Consider the following 4,199-nt stretch of genomic DNA (forward strand, 5'->3'; position numbering starts at 1 on the left):
GTCCAGCCCATGTCGTCCAGCACGCGGTAATAGTGCGCCCACTGCCAGCAGCGGTAGGCGTCGGCGGCCTGCTCGTCCTGCGCCGTAAGTTGCGAGAGGGTAAGCGCGGCGTCGAGTTCGCCAAGTGTTTTAGGCCCCAGCGCGAAGGAGAGCCGCCCGCCCTGCTCCTGGGCCTGGGTCAGCCAGCGTCGCAGGGCGTCTTCGGGGGGCAGACCGTACAGAATGAGTTCGCCGCCGGGATGGTCGTCGGCTGCGCCCAGCAGGGTCAGGCCCGGCACGTTGTCGCGCAGGTAGGTCGCCACGCCATTTTCGGCGTAAGCCGCCGCGCCCGTTCGCAGGGACACGATGGCCTCGCGGGGGTTGAGCCGCGCCAGCACCGGCACGTCCGGCCCCGCTCCCGACAAGCTGAGAGGACAGGGCGGACGGAGCGCCTCGGCGTGCAGTTCCAGCGACGTGCGGCCCCGCCACTCGTTGACCACGAGTTCGGCAGCCACGTCACGCAGTCCCGGAGAATCGTCGCGCTCGCCGTACTTGACACCCTTGAGCTGTCCCAGTCGGAATTGCAAGGTGTTGGCCTGCTTGCCCACCAGCCGGGTTTCGGACACCGCGCCGCGCAGGTGCCACAGCGGACGGCTGTTGCCCTCGCCAAAGGGCTCAAGGAGAGAAAGCTCGGTGAGGAGTTCGGGAGTCAAGGCCTCGGGCAGCAGCGGCGCGTCCAGTCTGGCCTGTCGCCTGGGAACGGGAAACTGCCGGGCATACTCATGGATGCTGTCGCGCAGGGCCGCGAAATTGGCCGGGTCGAGCGAAAACCCCGCCGCGCCCGGATGCCCGCCGAAACGTTTGAGCAGCTCACGGCTCTGGCGCAAGCCCTGCACCGCACTGATGCCGGGAGTCGAACGCACGGACCCCTTGCCCTGCGCCACGATGTAGACCGGGCGATAGAACGTTTCGACCAGCTTGCTCGCCACGATGCCCATGACCCCGGCGTGCCATTCATCGTGGGTGAGCACCAGTGCCGGGTCGCTGGGGTCGGCCAGTTCCAGCGCCTGCACGAACATCTCGTCCTGAATCTTGCGCCGCTCCTGGTTGCGAATTTCAAGGTAGGCGGCCAGACTCGACGCCTCGTGTTCGCTGCGGGTGGTCAGCAGGTCGAGGGCTTTGTCGGCCTCCCCCATTCGTCCGGCAGCGTTGATGCGCGGTGCCAGGATGAAGGCCACGTCCCGCGCTGTCGGGTTTTTGACCTTCTTCTCTTTCATCAGCGCCCGCACGCCGGGGAGGTCGGTGTTGGCCATTTCCAGCAGGCCCGCCTGCACCAGGGCGCGGTTCTCGCCCAGCAGCGGAGCCACGTCCGCCACCGTGCCCAGGGTCGCCAGCGGCAACAGGTGGTGGGGGGCCGGGCGGCCCAGTTCTTCATAGACCGCCCAGAGCAGGTGATAGGCCACGCCCGCGCCCGTCAGGTTGTGGCGCTCGGGGTCGTAGCCAGGAGTGAGGTGGGGATGGACGACCAGACATTCGGGAAAATCGTCGCCGGGCGCGTGGTGGTCGGTGACGATGACCTCGACTCCGTGTTCGATCAGACTCCGAACTTCCTCGTGATTCGACACGCCGCAGTCCACCGTCACCAGCAGGTCAGCGGCCCCGGCATGTTCGGCCACGCGGTCGGGATGAATCCCGTAACCCTCGTTGAGCCGGTGGGGGATAAAGCCGTGAACGTCGGCCCCGATTTCACGCAGTCCCAGCACCAGGGTCGCGGTGGCACTGACGCCGTCGGCATCGTAGTCGCCATGAATGCGGATGCGTTTGCCCGTCTCGGCAGCGGCCACAATGCGCCGGGCGGCCTCTCGCAGCGCCGGATTCGGGGTGAGTTCCAGCGTGCCCGTCAGCAACTCGCGTGACAGGCCTCGCGCACACAGCACCTGCGCCAGCGGCGGCGACACTTTCCACTCGCGCATGGTCGCCAGCAGCTCTGCCCGACTCGCGGGGGGGGCCAGCAGCCACTCCGTCTCGACACCAGGCCAATTCATGCGTCCACTGCCTTGGGCGCTTCGGCAGGCGCAGGAGTGGCTTCAACTGTGGTCGCTGTAACCGTCTCTTCCCGCCCCGACGGAACCGAAGCAACCCGCGCACCCAGCGTATCCACCAGACGACGTTCCAGATCTTGGCGCTCCCGCCGCTCGGTGCGCCGCCGCAGCCAGGTGCGCAACAACACGGGCAGTACCAGCAGCAGCACATAAGTTCCCCCCAGCACGGCAAAGAGCGCCACAGTCAGGCCGGTGGAGAGCAACCACTCGCCCTGTCCGAACGGCAACGGCAACTTGACCAGACCGGGATTTTCCAGCGCGACGAGAAGCAGGTAGGTGAGCAGCGTCAGAAACAGAAGAACTTGAAAGAACGGCATGACGCGCATATGGCAAGAGTGTAGCCCAGGGCTTCCCCTGCGGGCGGCTCTGGACCACGAAATACGAAAAACCCCCTCACGGGGAGGGGGCTAGGAATGCCTGGAGAGGCTTAGAAGTAGAACTTCAGGCCGGCCTTGGCGCCGAAGTTCAGGCCCTTCTGCTTGGAATCGTAGGTGCCGGTCTTGCCGATGTTGGTGCCCACACCCTTGTTGCTCAGGTAGTAGCGACCGTTGCCTTCGGCGAAGACGGCCATGTTGCCATTGACGCGGTACTCGGCACCGAGCAGACCCAGGCCGTACACGTCGGTGGCGCTGCCGGTGGTCGCGGCCAGGCCAGCGTTGGTCTGACCAGCGGCGATGCGGGCGCGGCTGTTGGTGATGCCCAGACCAGCGCCAGCGTACAGGCCGAAGTTTTCAGCCACGTCGAAGCTGCCGGTCGCGGCCACGTCGGCGCTCACCGCACCGAAGCCGGGCTGGTAGGAGGCCGCCACGCGGGCACCCACGGGACCGAAGACGCTCTTGGAGCCGACGACGCCGCCCACGTTCACGCAGTAGCCCACGCGCTCAGCGTTGATGGTGCGGTTGCCGAAGCCCAGCTTGATGCACTTGTTGGCAGCGTAGTCGCTGTTGCCGGAGGCCGCACCGACGGTCACGCCAGCGTACAGGTTGCCCATGGGGGCGGTGACGGTGGGGGTCACGGTGTCGATCACGACCGTGGTGCTGGGCACTTCGGTGGTGGTCGTCGTGGTGGTGGTGTTGGTGCTGGTCGCGGTGCCAGCGGGACCCTGGGGACCGGTGTCACCCTTGTCGCCCTTGTCACCCTTCTCGCCCTTTTCACCCTGGGGACCCTGGGGGCCAGCGGGGATGTTGCGGACGGCGGCTTCGAGAGCGTCGATGCGGGCGTTCACGGCGGTCAGGTCAGCGCCGCCCGTGCCCATACCGTTGATCTTTTCTTCGACGGCGGCGAGGCGGGCAGCCTGGTCAGCGGTGACTTTTTCCAGGTCGCTCACGCGGGTGGCGATGGCGGCCAGCTCGGTGCTGACTTCCTGCATGCCGTTCATGACGACGGTCATGTCGCCCTGGCTCAGACCGCAGGTGGAAAGCGCGTTGGTGCTGAGGAGGCGGTAGAAGATCAGGGCAGCTTGGTAACGGGTCAGGTTCTCGTTACCGCGGAAGGTGCCATCGGGGAAGCCCTGGATAAGCCCACACTGGGTGATGCGGTCGACGGCGTCCTTGGCCCAGTGGCCTGCAGGCACGTCACTGAACTGCACCACTTGGTTGGCAGCGGTGGGGGTGGCGGGAGCCGCAGTCTGAGCGCTGGCAGCGCCCAGGCCGAGGGCCAGGATGGAAGAAATCACGAGGGTCTTTCGCATGGGGTTCTCCTTGAAAATCGGCTGATTGGTCAGCCCGACAGGTCATTCTATCAGGTGGTCACATCAGCTCCTCTGGACACGCTAGAGAGAGGCCATGAGTATTCTGTGAAAAATTCATCTTAAGTGAGACACGCCGCTCAACATTGTCCGACCAATGAAGCCCAAGACACATACACATGAGTTATTAATGAGGAAATATATCTGTTTGGCATTTCTTCTGTACGAGGAGGAAAACACCCAGTCTCTGATGGAAAAATTAGAAATCCGACGAAGGGCTTAGTCTTCCTTCTCATGAGATAATTTTCAGATGACCTGTCAGCTTGAAGCGGCGTGAGAGAGGGAGGTTAGGCGGCAGCTCAACGGGACTTCAAATCCGCTACTTCGTCCGTCTCTACAACTCTGGACACACCTTGAGCATCATGTGTAAG

3 protein-coding genes are annotated in these 4,199 nt (G+C 64.6%); all 3 read right to left on the reverse strand.

Going from position 1 to position 4,199, the window contains the following annotated elements; all coding sequences use genetic code 11:
- A partial coding sequence (gene recJ, locus Q4C89_RS05945; protein WP_303101685.1) for a single-stranded-DNA-specific exonuclease RecJ occupies window positions 1–2,024 on the reverse strand: 2,024 nt, incomplete at its 3' end.
- The gene (locus Q4C89_RS05950; RefSeq protein ID WP_303101686.1) at window positions 2,021–2,407 is read right to left on the reverse strand and encodes a hypothetical protein; all 387 of its coding nucleotides are present in this window, start codon (window positions 2,405–2,407) and stop codon (window positions 2,021–2,023) included. The genes recJ and Q4C89_RS05950, both read right to left, overlap by 4 nt.
- A gap of 101 nt (window positions 2,408–2,508) precedes the next feature.
- A complete protein-coding gene (locus tag Q4C89_RS05955; protein ID WP_303101687.1) occupies window positions 2,509–3,771 on the reverse strand; it encodes an S-layer homology domain-containing protein in 1,263 nt (420 codons plus the stop codon).
- Between the last annotated feature and the right edge of the window lie 428 nt (window positions 3,772–4,199).

Origin of the sequence: Deinococcus sp. (genome assembly GCF_030523985.1) — a bacterium.
Taxonomy (GTDB): domain Bacteria; phylum Deinococcota; class Deinococci; order Deinococcales; family Deinococcaceae; genus Deinococcus.